Here is an 18,016-nt window from a genome sequence, read left to right on the forward strand (position 1 = left end):
CAGCTATGACAACGCCGATGGCTGATCTGTGACGCCCGGTGGCCGGAGCACCAGCCGCGACTCGGTGAACCGCTCCACCGCCGGCCGCGAATACGACAGCGGGAACGCGTTCCCGCGCGACCACGCGTCGATGTGGTCGTCGTAGTGCTTGGACTCCGGGCGGCCGGACTGGCCTGGGGCGTTGACCGCGACCGACTCGTCCCACGCCCCGACGTCGATGACGATCCGCAACGAGGCGCCGAGCACCTGCCGGAACGACGGGTCGAACGCCGTGCTGCCGACGGTGTCGCCGCTGCCGCTGCGCGGGAACGGCGGCAGCTCGTAGGACTCGGGCAGCAGGCACGCGAGCGGGTGCGTGAACGTCAGCGTGTGCAGGTCGCCCCACCGCCATGCCTCCGGCCGCCTGCCGTGGGCCGCCACCAGTTCTGTCACGGCGTCGGCGAACGTCGACCGCAGCAATTCCCGGTCGTCCAGGCGCGATCGCAGGAGCTGCAGGTCCACGCGCGGATCGCCGGCCAGGGTCTCGTCCGGGAGCACGGCCTCAACGGCGTCGGCCAGCCGATCGGGCCTGACGTGTGGCGCCAGCGCGTCCCGGAGCAGCGCCGGTCGCAGGTGCCGGCGGAACCACACGTGGAACACCGCGGGAGCGGCGGCATCGGCGCTGTCTAAGAAGTCCCACGCCAGCAGCAACGACAGCGCGCGGCGGACCGCCGGGTCGGCCGGGCGGCCCGCCGACCTGAGCAGCACCGGCACCACCTTGCGGGCCAACGGGTTCAGCTCGTCCACCTGCAGGCCCAGGCCGCCCTCGACCGTCCACTTCGTACCGTTCGTGAGCACCTCGCGGATCCGCGCGCTGCGCTGCGGGGCGAGCCAGTCGTAACCGATCGGGACGTCCTTCTGCAGTTCCCGCGGAAAGTTCTGCTCGTTCGCGGTGACGATCAGGTCCTCCGGCGGGTTCACCGAGCTCGGCAACAGGTCCGTGGACCGGAACCCGTCCCACTCGTACCGGCCATCGCCCGGCACCGGCAGCGTGCCGTCCCAGCCGCGGCGCACCGGCACCCGGCCCGCTGCCTGCCAGCCGATCTCACCGGATGGCGTGGCGTAGACGTAGTTCTCCCCCGGCGCGCCCCACTTCGCCAGCATGGCCCGCAACTCCTTGGTGTCGCGAGCCTGCATCAGGTGCACGCCACCGAGATACGGCGCCATTCCCGGCTCCAGCCAGGCCGCGCGCAACGCGAACATCTGGCCCGGTTGTTCACGGAGAACCGGACCGTGCCGGGTGTAGGCCAGGGAGACTTCACGGGCCGCTTCGCCGCGTACCGGGATGTATTCCGTGACCCGGTGCGGCACCTCCCACGCGTCCTGGTAGCGGTAGCAGCCGTCCTGGTCGGTCTGGTAGACGTAGAGGTCCTCCTGGTCGATGCCGAAGAAGCTCACGCCGAACGCGATGGACCCGTTGTGCCCGATGGTGATTCCGGGCAGCTGTGGTTCTCCCGCGCCGATCACGTTCAGCCCGGGAGCCACCAGGTGGGTGAGGAACCGGTGTGACGGCACCGTCATCGCGTGGTGCGGGTCGTTCGCGAGGATCGGCCGACCGCTGCGGGTTCTCGTCGCGCCGATCACCCAGTTGTTGCTGCCGCCTTTCAGGGACCCGGTTGCGAGCCGGTAGTCGCGCAGCACGTCTTCGGGGACATCGGCCGGATCGAGCCCGTCGGGGATCACGAGCCGGTGTCCCTCCGCGCGAAACCGTCTTAAGTCTTCGGCTTGCGGGCCGTACTTGGCGATCGTGACCGCGCGGGCGACCTCCTGGTCCAGGTTGGTGTAGCCGGCGCCGGTCCGGATGCGGATCAGGTCCTCGGCGTGCCAGTGCCCCGGCCGGTACTCCAGCTCGTGGAACTCCCGCGGCAGCAGTTCCTCCCGCTCGAGGCACAGGTCGATGAACGCGTTCACCCCCGTGACGAACGCCTCCGCGCCGCACTTGACCGCGGGCCCGTAGTGCGACCAGTCGGGGGCGCCCCGATAGAGGAGCAACCGCGCGGCCCGATCCTGTTCCACATAGGACGGACCGAACGCCGCAGACATCAGCCCCAGCCCTTTGCGCCGCCACAGGTCCATTTGGCACAGACGTTCCCGCGCGGCAACAAACCCCTGCGCCACGAACACATCGTGCCCATCCGCGGCGTAGATGTGCGGCACACCCCACCGATCGGTGAGCACCTCCACCTCACCATTGAGCCCCGCCAAGCACTCGGCCAGCCCATTCTTTCGCCCAGCCACCTGTCCCACCCTGTCCCCATCCCTCCCGTGAACAACGGGAAGGACTGCAACACGGCCTTGGTCCACTTAGGCCACTGGACCACACAAGCCGGTCCGAAGTGGACCACATCTGCATTGGTCCAGTTCCGCCCGGGATCCGTGGTCCACTTCCGGCCACCGCCGGTTGTGCGTCAAGGATGGCCCGTGGCCGGTGAACCGCCTCACCGGCCACCTCACTTCGGCACGCCAATGGCATCGGTCAGATCCGCGCCGTTCAGCCTTGCAGTGGTCAGGTTCGCGCCGGTGAGGTTGGTGGCCGACATGTTCGTGCCACTCAGCCCTCGCCGGGCAGATCCCCCACAGACAGGTTCCCGGCGAGAGCCGGGCAGGGACATCACCAGTCGTCATCCCGCAGTGAGTTCGGCGAAACGGCAGTGGGGCTGGGAAGCGTCCATTATGGTCGCGGCATGGTCAGCTTTGGGGAGCTCCGGGATGATGCCGCGTTGTTGTCGCTCGAGCATCAGTTGCGGTTGTACGACGTGCTGGGGTTGGCGGCGTGGTGGATGGACTTGGAGGCGGGGCGGTTCGAGCTGAGCAACGAGCAGACGACGGTGGCCTGCACGGACGTTCAGTTCCTCGGAACGGCGGCGCCCGGGCCGCAGTCGTGGCTGTGGTCGTGGTCGGACCCGTCGGGGTATCCCGAGCGGATCATGGTGGCGGCGCAGCAGGTCAAGGAGTTCGGCGACCGGCACGGTATCCCGGAGCTGGCGACCGCGGAGGTGCCGTTCAGCGCGTTGCCGGGCGCGCCGACGGACCCGGCGGTGGTGGCGTCGTACATGATGGAGGTGACCAAGGCGGTCTCTGGCCGCTACACCGGGTATCAGGGGCCGGTGGGTGGCGGGACTCGCGCGGGGATGTTGATCGGCCACCCGGACTTCCACCTGCCGCCGCCGCAAGGGCCGCGGGTCGCCCGGGTGGTGCAGCAGGGGCTGACCGAATTGGCGATCCACGACCAGCGGCGGGCCTTGGACACCTACGCCCGGCGTCGCCCGGGTCTCGGCATCGTCCATGACGGTGAGCTGGCCCGTGTCACCGGGCCCGGGCTCACCATCGAGGTCCGGTTCGACGACCGGAACCTGTTCACCGCGATGTCCGTGCAGATGGGCGACGCGCGGATCCCGCCGCAGGTCTTCACCGCGCCCCGCTGAGGGTCAACGGCCGATGACGGTGGCGCCGGTGTGGCTGCTGTACTTGTCGGACTTCGCGCGGCACGTCCAGTGACCGCTGGCGCCCTCGAGCTCCCCGCGGATCTCGACGATCCCGGCCCGGGTTCACCGGAGCCATCCTCCGGATGAGGGCTCAGGGTGCCCGGCGGACCTTCTGATTTCCTTGCGGAACCGTGCAAACCGCAGCTCACTGCCGCCATGGGGGTTGCGCGGACGGCGGAGGGCTTGCCACCGTACGTAGTCAGGAGGTGGGGGCCATTGGTGCGTCTGCTGGGTGAACTGGCCGCGTATGTCGACGGGCAGCCGGTGGATCTGGGACCGCCCCGGCAGCGGTGCATGTTCGCGGCGCTCGCGGTCGAGGCCGACCGGGTGGTGCCGGTTGACCGGCTGATCGAGCGGGTCTGGGGCGTGGATGTGCCGCGGCGTGCACGGCCGACGCTGCACAGCTACATCTCCCGGTTGCGGCGGGTCCTGGCGAGCGCGCACGACGTGGCGATCGTGCGCCGGTCGGGTGGGTATGCCCTTACCGCAGGCGGGACGGTCGATCTGCAGAAGTTCCGGGACCTGTGCGCACGTGCCCGCGAGGACGACGCCAACGCGGCGCGGCTGCTCACCGAGGCGCTAAGGCTGTGGCAGGGTGACGCGTTGACCGGTGTCGAGGGCGAGTGGGCCGAGGCCGAGCGGGAACGCCTCGCCCAGGAACGGCTCGCCGCCCAGCACGACCTGGTCGACGCCCGGCTGCGGGCCGGTCAGGGCGAGGACCTGGTGGTCGAACTGTCCGAACGGGCCGCCGAGCACCCGTTGGACGAACGCGTGCAGGGCCAGTACATGCGCGCACTGCACCAGGCCGGCCGGTCCGCCGACGCCTTGGACCACTACCGGCAGACCCGCCAGCGGCTGGTCGACGAGCTCGGCGTCGACCCCGGTGGCGCGCTGCAGGACGTACACCGGCAGATCCTGGCCGCGGGGTCACCGGCCGAGCCGACGCCGCCTCGCCAGCTGCCCGCCGCGCCCGCGTCGTTCGTCGGCCGGCTCGGCGAACTGGACCGGCTCGGCCCGTCACCCGGCGGCGGGACCGTGGTCATCTCGGCCATCGCCGGTGCGGGCGGGATCGGCAAGACCTGGCTGGCGTTGCACTGGGCGCACCGGCACGCCTCGCGGTTCCCCGACGGGCAGCTGTTCGTCGACCTGCGCGGGTTCAGCCCGGAGAGCAACCCGATGGACCCGGCGGTGGCGGTGCGCGGGTTCCTCGAAGCGCTCGGCGCGGACACCGTCCCAGCGGATCCGCATGCCCGGACCGCGCTGTTCCGCAGCCTGATCGCGGGCAAGCGGATGCTGCTCGTGCTGGACAACGCCGTCGACACCGCCCAGGTCACTCCCCTGCTGCCAGGCAGCGAGACCTGCACCGTGCTGGTCACGAGCCGCAACCGGCTGCCCGGCCTGATCACCCAGCACGGCGCCCGGCATCTGTCGCTGGACGTGCTGTCCGACGCCGAGGCGCTGGCATTGCTCACCGCGCGGCTCGGGCCCGAGCGGCTGGACGCCGAACCGGACGCGGTGGAGCGGCTGATCTCGTTGTGCGGCGGGTTCCCGCTGGCGTTGAGCATCATCGCCGCGCAGGCCCACACCCGCCCGCAGGTCCCGCTTTCCGCGCTGGCGGAGGAACTTCGTGAGCTGGACGACGACGATCCCGCGGCCAGCCTGCCGGCCGTGCTGTCGTGGTCGCTGCATGCCCTGAACCCCAAGCAGGCCACGGCGTTCGCGTTGCTCGGCGTGGCCCCGGGGCCGGACATCAGCCTGGCGGCCGCCGCGAGCCTCATTGGACTCTCCCTCGAGGACACCCGGATCGTGTTGCGCGGCCTGCAACAGTCGTCGCTGCTCAGCCAGGGCGCCGACGGCCGCTACCGGATGCACGACCTGATCCGCCGGCACGCCGCCGGGCATGTGGCCCTGCCGGATCCGGCCGTGCAGCGGGTGCTCGACTTCTACCTGCACACCCTGCTGGCCGCGGACCGCGAGCTGAACCCGCACCGCGACCAGATCCAGGTGCCACGGCCCATCGATGGCGCGGAACCCCTTGCGCTGTCGGGTGAATCGGCCGCACTGGCGTGGCTGGACGCCGAACACCAGTGCCTGCTCGCCGCCCAGCAGGCGGCGCGCGGCCAGCAGGCCTGGAACCTGGCCTGGGCGCTGGAAACGTTCCTCCGCAGGCGCGGGCACCTGCGGGACCGGCTCACCGTCTGGCTGACCGGCCTGGACGCCGCCGAGCACATGTCCGACCCCACCATCCAGATGCTCACGCACCGCTTTCTCGGGCGCGCCAACGCCGATCTGGGCCGGCACACGGCCGCCACCGACCACCTGGACCGCGCCCTCGCCCTCGCCGAACAACACGGTGACCAGACCAACCAAGCGCACGCTCACCGCACCCTGGCCGCCGCGTGGGTGGACCGCGGTGACGGCCACAAAGCCCATGACCACGCCAGGCGCGCGCTGGAATTGAGCCGCGCGGTGGGCAACCCGACCTGGGAGGCGGGAGCGCTCAACGCCGTGGGCTGGTACGCGGCCAAGATCGGCAGGTATGAGGAGGCCAGCGAGCACTGTGTGGCCGCGCTCGACCTGTTCCGCCGTCAGCACAACGCCGAGGGCGAAGCGACCACATTGGACAGTCTCGGCTACATCGCGGGCCACACCGGCAACCACACCGACGCCGTCACCCACTACCGAGCCGCCCGGATCCTCATGCGCGAGATTGGTTCCAGCTATCTGGAAGCCGACACCCTCAACCGCCTCGGCCAGTCCTACACCGCGCTGGGGCGGCACGAGGAAGCCCAGCACGCCTGGCAGGAAGCCCTGGAGCTGTACCGGATCCAGAACCGCAAGGCGGACGCGGACCGGGTTCAGCGGAGTCTCGACCGCTCCGTACTCACCGCGTGACGACTGTGGGCTCACAGTTCGCGTTGGAGGCGTTCGGCCTCCATGGTCCGGCCTTGGGCCTGGTAGAGGGCGATGGCTTCGCGCCGGGCCTGCCGGGCCGCGACGTGGTCGCCGAGGGTGGTGTAGGTGTCGCCGAGGTTGGCGAGGGTGTTGGCTTCCTCGTAGGTGTTGCCGATGTCATGGAACAGGGTTTGGGCTTGTTTGTAGTAGTCGAGGGCCTGGGTCGGATTGCCGGCGTGGCGGGCGATGTAACCGAGACTGTCGAGGGCGCCCGGCGCGCCGGGGTAACGGCTGCCGTTGCCGTACAAGGAAAGCGCGGCCTCGCAGTGCAGGCGGGCCTGCTCGTAGCGGCCCAGCCGGGCTTCCAGGAAGCCGACCGAGTTCAACGCATCCGCCTGCCGTAGCGGCTTGTCCAGGGTCTCGTACAGCCGCAACGCGTTCTCGGCGTGCTCCAGCGCGCGGCCGAGCTCGCCCTGGCGCTCCCAGGTCTCCGCCAGATAGTTCTGCACGCCGGCCTGTTCAAGGGGTTCCGTGACCAGCGTCAGGGCCTGCGTCAGGTGGCTCACCGCGTCGGCGAACTGCTCCGCCCGGGTGAAGGTCGCGCCGAGGATGCGGTGTGCCTTCGCGCACATCTGCGTGTCGCCCAGTTGTTCCGCCGCGGCCAGGCCCAGCTGCCAGGTCGTGAGCTGGTCGAGCCACCGGCCCCGGCGCCACAGATAGTTGTCCATCGCCCACGCGAGCTGCGGCACGACAGCATAGTTGCCTCGGCCGAAAGCGAACTGCTGAGCCGCCATCACACACGGATGCTCAACGTCGAACCACGCCAGAACCTCGGCCTCGTCGACGAAGGGCTGTGTCGCGAAAGGAATGTCCATGACATCCCGTTGCGGCGCCAGCAAACGGTCACCGGCATAGGCGGTGCGCAGGTAGAAGTCGACCAGCCGGTCCACCGCCAGCGGATCGCCGAGCTCGCTCGCGTACAGCCGGACCAGGTCATGCATCCGGTACCGGCCGGGGACCGCTTGCGTGACCAGGTGTGCGTCCTCGAGCTCCCGCATGATCAGGCCCGCGGGCCGGCCGATCAGCGCGGAGATACCGGCCAGCCCGCAGTCCGGCCCAGGCGCCAGCCCCAGCAACCCAAATGTCGTCATCGCGGCAGAACTCAAGGCCTGGCAAGACGTTGAGAACACCGCGCGCAGATCGGACTCACCGGGATTCAACGCGTCCAGGCGGGCGGCGTGGTCCTGCAGCTCGTGCGCCAGCAAAGCCAGCGGCAGGTCGGGACTGAGCGTGGCGCGGGCCGCCACCATGCCCACTGCCAACGGAAGACCGGCACAGTGCCGCAGGATATCCGCCACCTCAGCAGGTTCGGCGGAGATCCGTTCCGAGCCCAGACGCGCCCCGAGCAACTGCTTCGACGAGTCGAGATCCAGCGTGTCCAGCGACACCGACTGAGCGCCGTGCGTGGTCACGAGCCCAGCCAGCCTGCGGCGGCTGGTGATCAGCACGCCGCAGCTCGGACTTCCGGGAAGCAGTGGTGTCACCTGGTTGCTGTCTCGCGCATTGTCTAGGACCACCAGCACTTTCCGGTCGTTGATCAAGCTCCGGTACAACGCGGCCAACGCGTCGAGATCCATCGGCACGCTGTCCGCGCCCAGCGCCTCGACAAAGCCCCGCAGCGCCACCGCGGGAGACATCGGTTCATTGGACGGGTCGAAGCCGCGCAGGTTCACGAACAACTGCCCGTCCGGGAACCGGTCGAGATGCTGGTGCGCCCAGTGCAGGGCAAGCCACGTCTTGCCGATGCCGCCCGCACCGCCGATCGCCGAGATCGCGACCGTCGCGCCGGCGTCCATGGCAGCGCTCAACGCTTTCAGCTCGTCCGCCCGGCCGATGAACGAACGCGGCGCGGCGGGAAGCTGGCGCGGTACCGAATGGGCTGCCACCCGGCCGGACAGCCGCGGATCGTTGGCCACGATCTCCTGGTACAGGCGTTGAAGCGGTGGGCTGGGCTCGGTGCCCAGCTCCTCGACCAGCCCAGTGCGCGTGCGCTGGTAGTGGTCCAGCGCGTCGGCCTGCCGGCCGCACCGGTACAACGCCAGCATGTACTGACCAGCCAACCGCTCATCGTGCGGATGTTGCTCGACAAAGCCTGCCAACGCGGGCAAAAGCCCCGTGTGCCCGCCGCAGTCCAGCACGGCGTCGATGTGGTCCAGCTGGACGGCCCACCGGTCGTCCTGCAGCTCGCGGCGGACGTCCACCAGCCACGGGGTGTCCAAAGTGGCCAGTGCCTCGCCCCGCCAGAGGTCGAGCGCCGCGGCGAACAACACCCGCGCCTGCTCGGGATCGCCTGCCGCGCGTGCCCGCGCGACCAGGTCCCGGTAGACGTGCAAGTCCACTTCGTCCTGTTCGACCGCGAGCACATACCCGCCGGAACGCCGCGAAATGTTCGCAGGCAACACCCGGCGCAGCCGCGAAAGGTAGCTGTACAGCGTGTCACGGCCACGCTGCGGTGGCCGCTCGCCCCAGACCCGGTCCATCAGCTGGTCGGCGGACACCACCTTGTTCGCCTCGACCAGCAGCACCGCCAGGACGCACTTCTGCCGCGCGTGCCCGACGTCGACCAGCCGGCCGGCGCGCCATGCCTCGACCGGTCCCAAGAGCCGGAAATCCACCAGCGTCCCCCGTTCACCCCTCGCCCGGTGTCCTGCATAGCGCAGAACACCGCCGGAATTCCAGGTTTCTCGCAAGGTTTGTGACCGGCCCGCCGCCGAAGATGGCAGGCGGGTGGCGGGCCGGACCGGCCGCCCGGACGGCGAGGGGGAAGCGAATATGGTCGCACTGCTGGAAAAGCGCGGCGACAGACTGCCGTCGAAGGTCGCGCCGAAGGCGACCGCGTCGGCCGCGCCACCGCCTGGGTGCTACTGCGACTGGTGCGCCGGGCCGTGGGCGTTCCGGTGTTGCTACGTCGGTGGGGGGCGTGAGCGTCCGCACGACCGAGTGCGTGTCGTGCTGATCTGACCGGCGCCGGGCGCGGCGCCTCCCTCGTCCGCGCCCGGCGCCGCCCTCGCGTGTCCCGGAAAGAAAGGATCACCCCGTGATCAGTCTCGTCGCGGCCGCCCTGCCGGACGGCAAGCAGCGGGTCCTGACCGTGCTGGCCAGTGAACAACCGGAGCTCAGCACCCTCGCGGCTCGGCTCGAGCCGGTCGCGCATGTGGTGGTGGAACCGTTCGACGGCCCGTTGACCAAGGCCGGTCGATGAACCGGCCCGTTCCCGTGGCTCTGCGCATCGCCTGGCGGGCCGCCGCTCCCCTGCTGGTGGCGTTCGTGCCGTTGACGCTGCTCGGCGCGCTCGCGCCGGTGGCCACCGGCTGGTCGGTCAAGCTCACCCTGGACTCCGTGATAGCGGGCGTGATCCTGCCGGCGCTGCTCTGGCTGGTGGCCGGCTTGGCGCTGGCTGGCATCGTCGCGGGTGTCGTCCCGCATGCCCTGGAGTACCTGCGGGCCGAGTCGAACCGGCCGATCACCGTGTTCAGCGAGGACAAGCTGTATGCGGCGACCGAACGGTTCGTCGGGCTCGGCCGGTTCCAAAACCGGCTGCGGCTGGCGCAGGATTCCGGCCGGTCGACGCCGGGCAACGTGATCACCAGCGCGGTCGGGATGAGCCGCGGCCTGGTCACCGCCGTCGGCTTCGTCGGGTCGCTGGCGATCGTCGACCCGCTGGTCACCGTCGTGGTCGCGTGCGTGCCCGCGATCCTGGCCGAACGGGCGCTGGCCGACCGCCGCGCCGCGGTCCTGCCGGAGATGACGCCCGCGATCCGGCGGGAGGTGTTCTACGCCAAGCTGCTCAGCGACACCCGGGCGGCCAAGGAGGCCCGGCTGTTCGGGCTGGGCGGGTTCTTCCGGCGGCGGATGCTGGCCGGACCCGAGGCCGCGAACGCCGCCGAGCGCGGTCTCGACCAACGCGAACTGCGGACTCAGGGTGGTTTGTCACTGTTGTCCGACCCGGCCAGGGGATCGGTGCGGTGGATCGAGTCGGCGGCGCGGCTGGCGGGTGTCCACGAGGCGGAACACCAGATCCACGAGACCCTGCGGACCCATGCGGGCAGCACCAAAGTCCTGATCTCGTGCACCACCCGGGACGCGGACGACATCTACGCGCTCGCCGACGGCCGGGTCATCGAACACGGCAGGCACACGGGGCTGATGGCGGCCGAGGGCGAGTACGCGCGGTTGTTCGCCATGCAGGCCAAGGGATATCAGCAGTCCGACAGTCTGGTGTGAGAGGAGGTTCGCGTGTCCCCAGTGGCCATTGCCTGCCGTTTCACGCTTTCCTGGTCTTCGTGGCGTCCGCTGCCGGGAAGGTGCGCAACGACGCTTTCAGCTGGTTCGTCACGACCTTACGGGTGCTGCGACTGACGGCGTCGTTGTGGCAGGCGACAATCCCGGCGCCAGTTGCGCCTCACGGCTAGCCATTGTGGACAGTCTGCCGGTCCTGGTGAAGTGGTGCGTTCCGCCTAGGGGCTGGTACCCCGGTGTGAGGCGGCGCCACGCGGTGGGGTGATGGGTTGCGCCCCGGACGGTGTGAGTTACCGGGTGGTAGCGCGTTTAGGTGAAGGTTCCACGCTGCGGACCTGTACTCCTGTGCCTGACACGGCGGGTTCCCGCGCGCTCTTTTCCCGGCTGCCCACGGGAGGCACGATGTCGACCACTGTCACGCGCAAACCGGCCGCGCCGACCCGGCGGTGGTGGATCGCCGGTGGGATGCTCGGCCTCGGGATCGGCTACTTCCTTTGGTACACACCATATAGCGCGCTCGCCAAGGCGTTGTCCGGCGGGTTGTTGTCGTCCACGCACGGACCGGTGGGCGGGCTGATCCTGTTGCCCGCGTCGGCGTTGGGGCAGTTGGTGGTCATGCCGATCACGCTGACGTTGCTGGGGTGGTGGAAGTACTCGCGGCGGCGCATAGCCGGCGGGGTGCGGGTTCCGTTCCCGGGCCGGGAGACGGCGATGTCCGCGTTCTGGATGGCGTTGATCGTCGGCACGACCACGCTCAACTTCACCTTCCCTGGTGTGTCCATCCTGCTGGTGCTGGTGCTCATGCGGGTCGAGACGCTGATCATCTCCCCGTCGATCGACCTGGTGCGGTCCCGCAAGATCCACTGGTACTCGGCTGTCGCGTTAGGACTGTGCGGTCTGTCGGCGGCGGTCGCACTGGCCGACGTGAACCACTACGTGCTCACGGCCGGCGCGGTCGCGAGCCTGTTGGTGTACATGGGTGCCTACACCGGCCGGTTCCTGATCATGAGTCACCACGCCAAGAGCGCCCACACCGCGACCGACCGGCGTTACTTCGTCGAGGAACACATGACCACCCCGGTGCTGCTGGTGTCGATCCTGGCCATCGGCGCGCTTGCCGGTCCCGGCCCGCTGCGCGAGGGGTTCACCACGTTCCTGACCACCCCGGCCGCGATCCCGGCGTTGCTGATCGGCGTGTTCTACGAGGGCCTGTTCGTGTTCACCACCCTGATCTTCCTCGACCGGCGCGAGTACTCGTTCTGCATGCCGGTGCACGTCTGCTCCAGCCTGCTCGCCGGGGTGGCCGCCTCGTTCGCGCTCAGGTTCCTGTTCAACGCGCCGGCGCCGAGCATCGCCCAGCTCGCCGCCGGGGTGTGCGTGATCGCGGCCGCGTTGATGTTGAGCTATCCCGCTTTGCGTGCCCGGCTCTTCCCCGCGCGCGACACCGCGGTGCCGACGGATCGGCGGCTGCTGCTGTTCGTGTGCGCGGGCAACACCGTCCGCTCGCCGATGGCCGCCGCGATCACCCGCGCACAGCTCGGGCAGGACACCGTGTGGCAGGTCGGCAGCGCCGGCACCTCCGTCGCCCAACCCGGTGGCGGGATCGCACCGCTGGCGGTGAAAGTGTTGCGTGAGTTGAACATTCCCGTTCCCCGGCACGAGTCGCGGCCACTCAGCCCGGCCTTGATCGCCCAGGCGCACACCATCTACTGCGTGACCTCCGCGCACCGCGACGCCGTCCTCGCCCTGGTTCCCGAGGCCGCGGACCGCACGGTCGTGCTCGACACCGACGGCAGCCTGCCTGATCCGCATGGCCAGGCGCCGTCTGCCTACCGCGAGTGCGCCGACCGCCTGCAGGAACTGCTGACCCCGTTGACGACCCAACACCAAACGACCTGACGACCGCTACTCCTGCACGATGGCCATGGTCTGCAGGCGCAGCGCGTCCTGCCCGGGCGGGGCGCCGAACATCCGGCGGTACTCACGGCTGAACTGCGAGGGGTTGTCATAGCCGACGGAGTGGCCGATCGCGGCCACGTCGTGGGGTGCGGCGATGAGCTTCATGCGGGCCCTCTGTAGCCGCAGCTGTTTCTGGTACTGCAACGGGCTCATCGCCGTCACCGCACGGAAATGCCGGTTGAGCGAGGACACGCTGGTGCCGATGTCGGCGGCGAGGTCGTCGATGCGGATCACGCGGTCGTAGCGGGTCCTGATCCACGCGATCGCGCGGGCGACGAGGGCCAGCCGGCTGTCGGCCATCCCGGCCTGCCGGATCATGGCGCCGTGCGGGCCGTTCAGCAGCCACCAGTGGATCTCGCGGCGCACCCCGGCGGCGAGCACCTTGAAGTCGCGGGGTTCGTCGAGCAGGCGCATCAGCCGGACGATCGCGTCCAGCAGCTTGTCGCCCGCGTCGCCGACCGTCATGCCCGGTCCCTCGTGTGGGCGAACGGGGGCAGGCCCGCCGTCCACCAGCAGCTGCGCGATGGTCGCCGGTTCCAGCCGCAGCCCCATCGCGAGGAACGGCTCACGGCGGCTGGCCCGGATGATGTTCCCGACCAGCGGCAGGTCGACGGTCACCACGGAGATCTGGCCGGGTTTGTGCTCGAACACGTGATCGCCGAGGACCACCCCACCGCGCTGGGTCTCGATCCTCGCTGAGGTCAAGGAAAGCCTGCGTGGAATTCCCCGCCGGAACAGGGTGGTGCGCATGGAGATCAGCGCCAGGATCGCGTTGGCCCCGGCGGAGGTGCCGAACACGGTGACGTTGCCGGGGTCGCCGCCGAACGCGGAGATGTTGTCCCGCACCCATTCCAGGGCGGCGACTGATCGAGCAGCGTCCGGTTGGCGACCGTTCCCGCCAGCAGCGCGAACCCTTCGGCGCCCAGCCGGAAGTTGACCGACACGACCACGACTCCCTGACGCGTCAACGAGGTTCCGTCGAAGATCGGCTGCGCGGACGAGCCCGACACGTTGGCGCCGCCGTGGATCCACACCATCACCGGCATGGCGCCGCTCCCGAACGGCGCCGCCGCGTAGGGATGCCGAGGAAGCGCCCGGCCCGGTCGACCTCCTGGCCGCGGACCCGGCCTGCTTGCGCAATTAGATTATAGATGTATTCTATTTTCGAGCCGACCCGAACGGAGAACCCCATGGACCTCACGAACGCAGTCGCCGTGGTGACCGGCGCCAACCGCGGCCTGGGCCGCATCCTGGCCGCGCAGCTGCTCGAACGCGGCGCCGCCAAGGTCTACGCCGCGGCACGCAGGCCGGAGAGCGTCGATCTGCCCGGCGCACAGCCGCTGTACCTCGACGTCACCAAGCCGGAGTCGATCCGGCAGGCGGCCGCGATCGCGCAGGACGCCACCCTGTTGATCAACAACGCCGGGATCTCGACGCACACCAACGTCACCGACGGCGACCTCGACACGATCCGGCTGGAGATGGAGACGCACTTCTTCGGCCCGCTGGGCACGATCCGCGCGTTCGCCCCGGTTCTGGCCGCCAACGGGGGCGGCGGGATCCTCAACGTGCTGTCCGTGTTGTCGTGGGTGCACCCGCTCAACTACGGCGCCTACGCCTCCGCGAAGGCCGCCGAGTGGGCGTTGACCAACGCGGCCCGCGCCGAGCTGGCGGACAAGAACATCCAGGTCACCGCGCTGCACGTGGGGTACATGGACACCGAAATGGCCGACTACGTCGCACCGGAGAACAAGACCGACCCGGCCGTGGTCGCCAAGATCGCGCTCGACGGTCTCGCGGCCGGCCTGCCGGAGGTCCTCGCGGACGAGTTCACCCGCGCCGTCAAGGCCGGCCTCGCCGGCTGACATAGATGTCGATCGGCTTCTATACTGGTGTTGTGGGAAGAGTCTCGAAGGCCGCAGCCGCTCAGCACCGCGAACAGGTGGTGGAGGCGGCCTCACGGTTGTTCCGTGAGCGCGGGGTGCAGGCCGTCGGACTGTCCGACGTGATGGCCGCGGTCGGCCTGACCCCCGGCGGCTTCTACAAGCAGTTCGAGTCCAAACAGGCCCTTGCCGCCGAGGCGACGAGCAGAGCGTTCGCCCTCACCAACGCCGTCCTGGAGGAGGTCTCCGGCCGCCACCCCGGCCGCCCAGACGAGGCTCTCCAGGAACTGCTGGTCACCTACCTCTCCACCGACAACCGCGACAACCGCGCGGACGGCTGCGCGGCCACCGCCCTCGCCGCCGAGTCCAGCCACGAACCCCTCGACAGCCAGGTCCGCACCGCCTACGCGGACGGCCTGGCCGGGTTCATCGACCTGCTCACCGGCTTCACCCCCGGCGAGACCACCAGGTCCGAACGGATCGCGATGGCCTGCACCCTCGTCGGCGCCCTCTCCCTCGCCCGCGCCGCCGCCGGAACCCCCCTGTCCGACGAGATCCTGCACTCCGCCCGCGCCCACCTCACCCCGAAGTAGTCCAAACAGCGAATACACGTCGAACGCAGGTGCAGACAACCAGCCCGGTGCGGACGGCGAAGCCGCGTTCGCCTGCCACGGTCAGGTCATGCACCGACCCGGGCTCGACGTCGGCCACCCACAACGGCAACCCGTCCGGCGGCGTTCGGCACGCAGCAGGCCGCTGAGGTACTGGGCGAGTCCGCGCGGCGCATCCCAGGCACCCAACAAGGTTCGTGGTTTGCACGGGCGCCAAGGCGATCATTCCTTGCGTACGTAGGTGAGGGACACGACGCCCGTCGATCGCCGTTCCACGGAGTCCAGCTGGAGTTCCTTGCGCTGTCCCTTGTGCAGCAACGACTCGCCGGTGCCGAGGATGACCGGGTGGATCCAGAGGTCCAGCACGTCGACCAGGTCGTGTTCGAGCAGAGTCTGGCCGAGCCGGCCGCAACCGTACATGACGAGGTCTCCGGTGCTGTCCTGTTTGAGCCTCGTGGTCTCCGCGACGACATCTCCGGAGATGATCTCCGAGTTGTTCCAGTCCGCGGACCGCAGTGTGGAGGAGAACACGTACTTCCGCATGTTGTTGATCCGCTCGAGGTAGGGCCCGGAGGGCTGTGACCACGAGGGCGCGAGGTACTGATAGGCGTTGCGTCCCATCAACATCGCGTCACAGTGCTCCAGCCGGGCCATTGACTTCGCCACGGCCTCCTCGTTGAAGTATTCCCCCGCCCACGACTGGGGGGCGTGCTGGCCTCCGTCGAGGCTCACCAGGCTGCTGATGATCAGCTTTCCCATGGTTGTTCCGTTCGCTCGGTTCAGGACAGGTCTTGTGGCTGCGTTCGCCGGTATGTGTGGATGGCGACCCCGGTATCGGACACCGAGGACTCGACCAGTTCCAGACCGATCGGATCGCCGCCCTGTGGGAACAACCGCTTCCCCGAGCCGGCGACCAACGGGTACACCAGCAGCACGAACTCGTCGATCAGGCCGTGCCGTACCAACTGGGGGACCAGCGTGCTGCTGCCCCAGACACTGATCTCGTTGTACCGCTGCTTCAACTTGGTGACCTCGTCAATGAGGTTGCCGTTGAGCAGGCTCGCGTTTTCCCACTCCACCCCGGTCAGCGTCCGGGACGCCACGTACTTCGGTTGCCGGTTCAGTTTGCCCGTCCGCGGGTCGTCAGGGTCGGCGCCAGGCCAATAGGACACGAACAGCTCGTAGGTCCGGCGACCCAGCAACAGCGCGTCCGCCGCGAGCACCGAGGCGACCACTCGCCGCTCAACCACCGGATCCCCGTACGGCTGAGTCCATCCGCCCAGGTCGAACCCACCGTCGCGGTCCTCGTCCCGCATACCCGGGGCCTGGATCACTCCGTCGACGGTCATGAACGCGGTCACCACGATCTTGCCCATCTCGCACGTACCCCCTGTCGTTGGTCGCGGACTCCGCGAACGGCGTCCGGCCGGCAAGTCTGCGGACCGACCTCATGCCGGGTAGCTGCCACTGTCACCGGCCGAGCATGTCACGCAGGGCTTTCGTAGGTCCTTCACTGTCCTCACACGACACGGGACTCGCTGACAATGCCGCCGAGAAGCACTTGTGAGCTCTGCGGGAAGGCTTACGAGCACGGCGGCGGCATCCGAGCGGTCGTCGAACCGGACGGGTTCCCGTTGTGGGTGGCGACGTCGAGCCCGGCTCGGTGCATGACCTGACCGTGAATGCAAGCTTTGCAGGGTGCATGGCATTCGACAAATTCGACACCAGGCCCACGGAACGGGCCACCGGCGAACATGTTCGAACATCGCCGCGACTCCGGGCCACCGCCTGACAGCGGCAACTCTCAGGCTTGATAGCGGGTGGCGATCGAGGTGGCGCGGTCGCGTAGGGAGGCGCGTAACCATTGCGGGGTAAGGGCTTCCGCGTCGGTGCCGAGTTGCCAGAGGGCCCATTCGGCGTGTCTGGGATCTTGGAAGGTCACCGTCAGGCGGAGCCAGCCGTCGGGGTCGGTTTGTTCGGCGAGGACGGCGAGGGCGGTGTCCAGTAAGTCCTCTCGGTGTGTGGGGTGTATCCGGAGCTGGACGGTGACTTGGTCGCCGCCGGTGCGGAAGCGGGTGCTGCGTTCCTGCCAGGCACGGTCGAGGTCGATGCGGTCGGGGCGCTGTGCGGGTTCGTCGAGTTGCTTGGCGGCGAGGACTCGGGACAGGCGGTAGGTGCGGTCCTCGCCGGACCTCGTGGCGAGCAGGTAACCCCGGTCGCGCACGGTGACCAGGCCGATCGGGTCCACCGTGCGCCATTCTGGAGCCTCGCCGGTGGCGGCGTACTGGATGCGCAGCTTGTGTCCGGCAAGCACCGCGCGCCGGACCTCTGCCACGATGGTGTGGGGCACTTCCTCGGCGGCTACGCGGCGTGAGAGGAGATCGGTCTCGGGGTCGATGAGCAGTCGCTCTGCCACGCCCGCCGCGGCGGCCCGGTGGCTTTCGGGGAGGGCGTCGACGACTTTGAGCATGGCCGATGCGAGTGCCGAGCCGAGGCCGAACGCTTGGGCGCCGCGCCGCGACCCTGCGATCAGCAGGGCGAGGGCCTCGTCGTGGTTCAGTCCGGTGAGCTCCGTCTGGAAACCGGGCAACAGCGCGAACCCGCCCTGCCGGCCGCGTTCGGCGTAGACCGGGACACCGGCCGCGGACAGCGCCTCGATGTCACGCAGGACAGTGCGGGTGGACACCTCCAGTTCGCGGGCCAGCGTGGTGGCGGACAGGCGACCGCGTTGGCGCAGCAGCAACACCAGGGAGACCAGCCGGTCGGCGCGCATGCGAGAACTCTACGGAAATACACGACACAGGATGTCGTGATTCGGGGAGCAGGCTCTCCGCATTGTTGATCA

Annotated in this window: 14 protein-coding genes and 1 pseudogene; 7 read left to right on the forward strand and 8 right to left on the reverse strand. The window is 69.3% G+C overall.

Annotation, left to right across the window (positions count from 1 at the left end; all coding sequences use genetic code 11):
- Positions 1–3 precede the first annotated feature (3 nt).
- A complete protein-coding gene (locus tag AB0J95_RS45310; protein ID WP_364772133.1) occupies positions 4–2,277 on the reverse strand; it encodes a penicillin acylase family protein in 2,274 nt (757 codons plus the stop codon).
- Between the two features lie 212 nt (positions 2,278–2,489).
- Positions 2,490–2,651 (reverse strand): pentapeptide repeat-containing protein, encoded by a 162-nt coding sequence (locus tag AB0J95_RS45315; protein WP_364772136.1) that lies wholly within the window; start codon positions 2,649–2,651, stop codon positions 2,490–2,492.
- 72 nt (positions 2,652–2,723) lie between these two features.
- On the opposite strand from AB0J95_RS45315, the gene AB0J95_RS45320 reads away from it, so the two are divergent.
- Positions 2,724–3,464 (forward strand): DUF6882 domain-containing protein, encoded by a 741-nt coding sequence (locus tag AB0J95_RS45320; RefSeq protein ID WP_364772139.1) that lies wholly within the window; start codon positions 2,724–2,726, stop codon positions 3,462–3,464.
- Between the two features lie 279 nt (positions 3,465–3,743).
- Entirely contained in the window at positions 3,744–6,419 is a 2,676-nt protein-coding gene (locus tag AB0J95_RS45325) for a BTAD domain-containing putative transcriptional regulator (protein WP_364772142.1), read from the forward strand.
- Positions 6,420–6,430: 11 nt separating this feature from the next.
- Here AB0J95_RS45325 and AB0J95_RS45330 read toward each other — a convergent pair whose 3' ends face one another.
- Positions 6,431–9,094 carry a BTAD domain-containing putative transcriptional regulator gene (locus AB0J95_RS45330; RefSeq protein ID WP_364772144.1) on the reverse strand — a complete coding sequence of 888 codons (2,664 nt, stop codon included), beginning with the start codon at positions 9,092–9,094 and terminating at the stop codon, positions 6,431–6,433.
- 422 nt (positions 9,095–9,516) lie between these two features.
- On the opposite strand from AB0J95_RS45330, the gene AB0J95_RS45335 reads away from it, so the two are divergent.
- From AB0J95_RS45335 to AB0J95_RS45345, 3 genes are all read left to right on the forward strand, one after another.
- On the forward strand, positions 9,517–9,681 hold the full coding sequence (locus tag AB0J95_RS45335) for a hypothetical protein (RefSeq protein WP_364772147.1): 165 nt from the start codon (positions 9,517–9,519) through the stop codon (positions 9,679–9,681).
- Entirely contained in the window at positions 9,678–10,703 is a 1,026-nt protein-coding gene (locus AB0J95_RS45340; RefSeq protein WP_364772149.1) for a hypothetical protein, read from the forward strand. The genes AB0J95_RS45335 and AB0J95_RS45340 overlap by 4 nt, the downstream gene beginning before the upstream one ends.
- Before the next feature lie 417 nt (positions 10,704–11,120).
- Complete coding sequence (locus AB0J95_RS45345; RefSeq protein WP_364772150.1) at positions 11,121–12,617, forward strand: hypothetical protein; 1,497 nt, start codon at positions 11,121–11,123, stop codon at positions 12,615–12,617.
- 6 nt (positions 12,618–12,623) lie between these two features.
- Here AB0J95_RS45345 and AB0J95_RS45350 read toward each other — a convergent pair whose 3' ends face one another.
- Both AB0J95_RS45350 and AB0J95_RS45355 read right to left on the reverse strand, forming a co-directional pair.
- The gene (locus tag AB0J95_RS45350) at positions 12,624–13,427 is read right to left on the reverse strand and encodes an AraC family transcriptional regulator (RefSeq protein WP_364772410.1); all 804 of its coding nucleotides are present in this window, start codon (positions 13,425–13,427) and stop codon (positions 12,624–12,626) included.
- Between the two features lie 27 nt (positions 13,428–13,454).
- A pseudogene (locus AB0J95_RS45355) lies at positions 13,455–13,723 on the reverse strand (carboxylesterase family protein); the annotation flags it as partial.
- Between the two features lie 144 nt (positions 13,724–13,867).
- Between AB0J95_RS45355 and AB0J95_RS45360 the strand changes: the two are divergent.
- Together AB0J95_RS45360 and AB0J95_RS45365 are read left to right on the forward strand one after the other, a co-directional pair.
- Positions 13,868–14,542 carry an SDR family oxidoreductase gene (locus AB0J95_RS45360; RefSeq protein ID WP_364772153.1) on the forward strand — a complete coding sequence of 225 codons (675 nt, stop codon included), beginning with the start codon at positions 13,868–13,870 and terminating at the stop codon, positions 14,540–14,542.
- Between the two features lie 32 nt (positions 14,543–14,574).
- Entirely contained in the window at positions 14,575–15,153 is a 579-nt protein-coding gene (locus AB0J95_RS45365; RefSeq protein WP_364772156.1) for a TetR family transcriptional regulator, read from the forward strand.
- Between the two features lie 240 nt (positions 15,154–15,393).
- Here the strand turns inward: AB0J95_RS45365 and AB0J95_RS45370 are convergent, their stop codons facing one another.
- The 3 genes from AB0J95_RS45370 to AB0J95_RS45380 all read right to left on the reverse strand — a co-directional run bounded on the left by AB0J95_RS45370 (position 15,394) and on the right by AB0J95_RS45380 (position 17,944).
- Positions 15,394–15,930: a dihydrofolate reductase family protein gene (locus tag AB0J95_RS45370; protein ID WP_364772159.1), complete on the reverse strand. Its 537-nt coding sequence runs from the start codon at positions 15,928–15,930 to the stop codon at positions 15,394–15,396.
- Positions 15,931–15,950: 20 nt separating this feature from the next.
- Positions 15,951–16,547: a dihydrofolate reductase family protein gene (locus AB0J95_RS45375; protein ID WP_364772161.1), complete on the reverse strand. Its 597-nt coding sequence runs from the start codon at positions 16,545–16,547 to the stop codon at positions 15,951–15,953.
- Between the two features lie 428 nt (positions 16,548–16,975).
- On the reverse strand, positions 16,976–17,944 hold the full coding sequence (locus AB0J95_RS45380) for a WYL domain-containing protein (protein ID WP_364772163.1): 969 nt from the start codon (positions 17,942–17,944) through the stop codon (positions 16,976–16,978).
- Between the last annotated feature and the right edge of the window lie 72 nt (positions 17,945–18,016).

The organism is Actinocrispum sp. NPDC049592 (assembly GCF_040675465.1).
Classification (GTDB): Bacteria; Actinomycetota; Actinomycetes; order Mycobacteriales; family Pseudonocardiaceae; genus Kibdelosporangium.

Coding starts and splice junctions, on each gene's coding strand:
- AB0J95_RS45315 (WP_364772136.1), bottom strand. CDS start 2,651: ATGTCCCTGCCCGGCTCTCGCCGGGAACCTGTCTGTGGGGGATCTGCC.
- AB0J95_RS45320 (WP_364772139.1), top strand. CDS start 2,724: ATGGTCAGCTTTGGGGAGCTCCGGGATGATGCCGCGTTGTTGTCGCTC.
- AB0J95_RS45340 (WP_364772149.1), top strand. CDS start 9,678: ATGAACCGGCCCGTTCCCGTGGCTCTGCGCATCGCCTGGCGGGCCGCC.
- AB0J95_RS45345 (WP_364772150.1), top strand. CDS start 11,121: ATGTCGACCACTGTCACGCGCAAACCGGCCGCGCCGACCCGGCGGTGG.
- AB0J95_RS45350 (WP_364772410.1), bottom strand. CDS start 13,427: ATGCGCACCACCCTGTTCCGGCGGGGAATTCCACGCAGGCTTTCCTTG.
- AB0J95_RS45360 (WP_364772153.1), top strand. CDS start 13,868: ATGGACCTCACGAACGCAGTCGCCGTGGTGACCGGCGCCAACCGCGGC.
- AB0J95_RS45370 (WP_364772159.1), bottom strand. CDS start 15,930: ATGGGAAAGCTGATCATCAGCAGCCTGGTGAGCCTCGACGGAGGCCAG.
- AB0J95_RS45375 (WP_364772161.1), bottom strand. CDS start 16,547: ATGGGCAAGATCGTGGTGACCGCGTTCATGACCGTCGACGGAGTGATC.
- AB0J95_RS45380 (WP_364772163.1), bottom strand. CDS start 17,944: ATGCGCGCCGACCGGCTGGTCTCCCTGGTGTTGCTGCTGCGCCAACGC.